General features: G+C 41.9%; 4 protein-coding genes. 2 read left to right on the top strand and 2 right to left on the bottom strand.

Translation table 11 applies throughout. The features are described from left to right. Window positions 1–115: helix-turn-helix domain-containing protein (locus A7325_RS13615; protein ID WP_156508504.1), on the bottom strand; the 115-nt coding region annotated here is incomplete at its 3' end. Between the two features lie 83 nt (window positions 116–198). Here A7325_RS13615 and tnpA point away from each other — a divergent pair. Further along, window positions 199–597, top strand: a complete 399-nt coding sequence (gene tnpA, locus A7325_RS12530) for an IS200/IS605 family transposase (RefSeq protein WP_068408641.1) — start codon at window positions 199–201, stop codon at window positions 595–597. Between the two features lie 573 nt (window positions 598–1,170). Then, the gene (locus A7325_RS12535; protein WP_068408643.1) at window positions 1,171–2,337 is read left to right on the top strand and encodes a D-alanyl-D-alanine carboxypeptidase family protein; all 1,167 of its coding nucleotides are present in this window, start codon (window positions 1,171–1,173) and stop codon (window positions 2,335–2,337) included. A gap of 168 nt (window positions 2,338–2,505) precedes the next feature. On the opposite strand, the gene A7325_RS12540 is transcribed toward A7325_RS12535, so the two are convergent. Beyond that, window positions 2,506–4,479: a sensor histidine kinase gene (locus A7325_RS12540; protein WP_068408644.1), complete on the bottom strand. Its 1,974-nt coding sequence runs from the start codon at window positions 4,477–4,479 to the stop codon at window positions 2,506–2,508. Window positions 4,480–4,719 lie beyond the last annotated feature (240 nt).

Here is a 4,719-nt window from a genome sequence, read left to right on the forward strand (position 1 = left end):
ATACCGCAAGCACTTGATTCCAAACAAAACGTGCAGAACCAACAAGGTTATTTAAGATAACCTCTTGTTCTGCATTAGGCTCAAGCCTAAATTTGTACGCTTTATTAATTTTCATAATGGATGCTTTATTGGTCAGTGTGTTTGTTATTTATACCATGTTATACTATATAACATAAACAATAAAGGGTATTTGTTATAATGAGTGAGATATATAAAAACCGTCATTCTGTTTATAATCTGCATGTGCATTTGGTATTCGTCACCAAGTACCGCAAAAAGGTTTTAGCCGATAATCATCGTCAATACTTTAAAGAAGTTGTTGCTGAGATATGCAAGGATTTTGGTGCAGAACTCAAGGAATGTAACGGTGAAGGCGATCATGTTCACATGCTGATTCAATACCCGCCAACGGTACAACTAAGTAAGATGGTTAATAATCTAAAGTCGGTCACAAGCCGGCGCATGAGAGCTAACTTTATCGACCTAAGAGCAGCTTACGATAAACCTGTTTTGTGGTCACGCTCTTACTTTGCCGGCTCATGTGGCGGAGCGCCGTTGGAGATTATTAAGCAATACATTCAAAATCAGCAGAGTTAGGCTATACGAAATTCACCTCCACCCTAGCCTCGGGTGGAGTCCTCTTTCGTTAGATTGATAGAAAAGTAAATCCGCTAAAACCTAGCATCTGGTCAACGTAAATAAACACCTTTACTATTAACGACAATAAAATCTGGTTATTATGACGTGATAGATGCTAGGCAAAAACCTTTGATAATTAGCTTTTAACAAGTGGTCTTATACATTTAAAATAAGCGTTTAAATTAAGCTCATACTGGGTTTATTAAATATTGAATTTATATAGATAAATCAGCTTGCTGTATCGTCCGCTCCTAGCAGACGTTGCAGCAAGTTTTTTTATGGATATTAAAAAAGTCGCTATAAATCCAATTTCTAATCGTGAGTAATTTTATTTTATTTATCATTTCCCCATCGAGCGGCATTTTGCTAAGATAAGGCGTTAATTTTATGTCTATCGCTCAGTCGTCAAGGCTTTCAGCAAAAATCTGTTCTGACGCTTAAATTTAAAGCGCTTATGTTAGATTAACTTGAGATTTAGCCTGTGATAGCAGCGATAGATACATTTGGTTTTATGATGCGGTGTAACAATCTATGACAGTAAAGCATGTGAAAAAACAGCTGGTACAGCTGGTAGTGGGCGTTAGTGTTTCTATGAGTGCAATGATGGCGGGCGCAGCCATTCAGCCTCCTGAAATGGACAATACCGCCTATGTATTAATGGACTATAACACGGGTGAGATACTGGCGCAGAAAAACGCCAATCAACCACTGCCACCAGCGTCTTTGACAAAGATGATGACCAGCTACATGATTGAACAGCGCTTAGCATCAGGTGATCTTAAAGAAGACGAGCAAGTACTGATGAGCGCCAATGCTTGGTGCCGCGGTAGTAGCAGTGAGTCGTGCATGTATGTACCAGTCAATAAAAGCGCCAGCGTGATCGATATGCTACGCGGTATCATCATTCAATCAGGTAACGATGCTTCAAAAGCGATGGCCGAACACATCGCTGGTAGCGAAGCTTCGTTTGCGATTTTGATGAATGAAGAAGCCGAAAAAATCGGCATGAAAAATACCCATTTTGTCAATGCCACAGGTATGCCCGATGAAGGCCACGAAGCATCAGCTTTAGACCTAGCAAAACTTTCGCGTGCTATTATCAAAAACAGTGGCGACTATTATGGTCTTTATTCGGAAAAAGAGTTTACCTATAACGGTATCACGCAGGGTAACCGTAACGCCCTACTTGCGACCGACCCAACGGTTGATGGCCTAAAAACAGGTCATACTGACGCCGCAGGCTATTGCTTAGCAGCGTCAAGTAAGCGTGACGATATGCGCCTTATCTCTGTCATTATGGGCACAAAAAGTCAACAAGCGCGCGCCGATCAGTCACGTGAGTTGCTAAACTGGGGCTTTGGCCACTTTACCACCGTCACTAAAGCGCCGGCTGGCCAATTCGTCAGTAAAGTACCGGTTTGGTTTGGCGAAGCAAAAGAAGTAGAGCTAGCGACTGGTGACAGTTTGCAGATTTTGACCAGCAAAACCCAAAAGAATAAAATCACCACCGTGGTCGATATTCCTGAAAGCTTAGAAGCCCCTATCAAAAAAGGTCAAGAAATTGGCAAAATGATGGCGGTAATTGATGGTAAAGCAGTTGCCTCAGTTCCTGTCGTTGCTACGAGCAATATTGAACAATCAGGCTTTATGAGCCGTATTTGGCAACGTTTTACACGCTGGGCTCAAAACTTGTTTTAAAGAATTGTTTTAAGTACTTGTCTTGAATCTTTAGCTTAACAATTTGTTTTAAAAGCCATTTGATATTAGATAACAGTGATTAGCGAGTTTAATATAAAAAAGACGCATTTGATGGGCGTCTTTTTTATCGGTCTTTTTTTATCTTTAGCCTCATGAACACCGTCATATTTAAGACCAAACCAGCCAGCTTTTTAGCAAATTACTCAGCGCTTTGTCTTCATAGCTCGCTACCTGACAGTAATCTACCCCAGCAGCTTTTAATCCGTGCTCAAAACTATCCAAATGTAGCGCTTGCTGCTGCGAATACCAATACACCAACAAAGCACGATGACTAGTCTCAGAAGCACGAATACGTCTTGCTAAGGCTTCAGCGCTACTTGGTAATACGTCTTCAGCAAACATTACCATATCGAAATTTTTATCAGCTATTTCATCAATAACCAGCTGTTCATGTTGATAGCAGGTGACACGTGCCCCTAGTCGCTGTAACTCCTCTAGCAAAGTGCTGCTATCTTGATAGTAGTAATACATCACGTCGAGTCCAGACAGCAGGTATTGCTGCCGCGATTGACGCTGATTGGATAGATGCAAGGTAACTATAAATTCTGTTCCGACCCCTAGCGTGCTATTTACCTCGACACTAGCGCCCATCAGCTGCGCCATTTGCTTAACGACTGGCAAGCCAATACCCGTGCCTTCATACTGACGGGTTTGCGATGAATCTACTTGAAAGAACGGATTGAAAATATCTTCTATAAAGCTGCTATCGATACCGATACCGCTATCTTTTATCCTTATCTGCCAGCGGTTGCTGTGGTTGAAATGGGTCAGCTGCGAAGTAACGCTTACTTGCCCTGCTGGGGTAAACTTAATAGCGTTACTCAGTAGGATCGACAGTATCTGCTGGATCTTTTCGGCGTCGCCTTCGAGGCTATAATCAATATGATGAATATGACTGCTTAAATCCAAACCTTTCTGCTTGGCAATAGGTTCATATTCGGCCAATAGGTCTGAAATTAATTGTAGCGGATTAAACTCACTGATTTGTAGGCTGATTTGCCCTTTTTGGATTTGATTCAGTTGTATAATTTGATTGAGCGCCAATACCAATTTATCACTGCCATTGTGAATAATCTCAACTGCGTCTTTTTGCTCAGCGTTTAGCTGTTCACCTTCTAATAACTGTAAACCGCCAACGATGGCATTTAGTGACGTTTTTAGCTCATGGGTTATCATGCTCTGAAAGTTATGCAGCTGCACATCAAGTGATAAATCTTTTTGATGCAACTGCTGCTCAAACACGGCCAGCGCTGCATAATCTTGTTTCGACGCTTGCAGGCGATTGAACAAAGTGGTAAAAGCCTGTTTAATTTGCACCAATTCTTCAAATTTAAACCGCTGCGGAATCACAGGTAGCTGCTCAAGCTCAGGGTTTTTTAACACAATATCGCAGACTTCGGTCAGCGCGGCGATATCTTTTGATGGCCAGTTTAATTTGCGCAGGATAAATAGCGCCCACCCGATCGCCAACGTTGTCGTCATTAACCACAGCCATAAATTGCTTTGTACCCAATCTGTCCGCAGCGCCGCTACATTCAAATTAATATTGATATAACCAACCAAAGCGGTATCAGACGTCATTTCGCTTACTGAGTCGCCGACTGGGTCGCTCACTGAATTTGAGTCAGCATTCATAGCAGGTAAAGTCGTAAAAACCTGCTGCTTGCCATTAAGCGTATCACTACCGATAGCGAGCGTGCTATTGCCATCTACATAGTCGCCGACGACCGGATAATTAAAGCTGACTGCATTGGCAAATAAAGCATTTTTCCAATCGTCTTTTGATAGGTTGCTATCGGCAATAGGCTGAGAAGTGGTATAAAACAAAATACTTTCGATATTTTGCTCATTTTCTAACAAAAAGCGCACTTGTTCAGCGACTACCTCGTCGCCATCTACGCTCGCTGCGCTAAGCGTCAGAAGGTTAGCCAACTGCTGGGTATGCCGACGTTCTTCCTTATAATGCTGCACCAAACCATAAATAAAAGACAATAAAAAACCTGCCAATACAGCCAAAATCATGGTTTGCATGATAGATTGCCAAATGAGCATGGGTAAGGTTTTTGGGGAGCGGTTGTTCATATGACTCAACTGAGTGAAGACAACTTGTGATTATAGTATAGGTATTTTATAGAGAGGATAACGGTAATGCGACATTTTAATGTAACTTAATACAGTCATGAACTACCCACTACCTTTGAAGTAGAGGTTTCTTAGGTAACGCTCTTACTTGACACGGTGTTCTGTATCAGCGGTTAAGCGAATTGACTAAGCTAACCCTGTCGCACCGACAGTTTTTGATTGTTTAGCCAGTAACAGCCC

The sequence above is a fragment of the Psychrobacter sp. SHUES1 genome (genome assembly GCF_001652315.1).
Classification (GTDB): domain Bacteria; phylum Pseudomonadota; class Gammaproteobacteria; order Pseudomonadales; family Moraxellaceae; genus Psychrobacter; species Psychrobacter faecalis.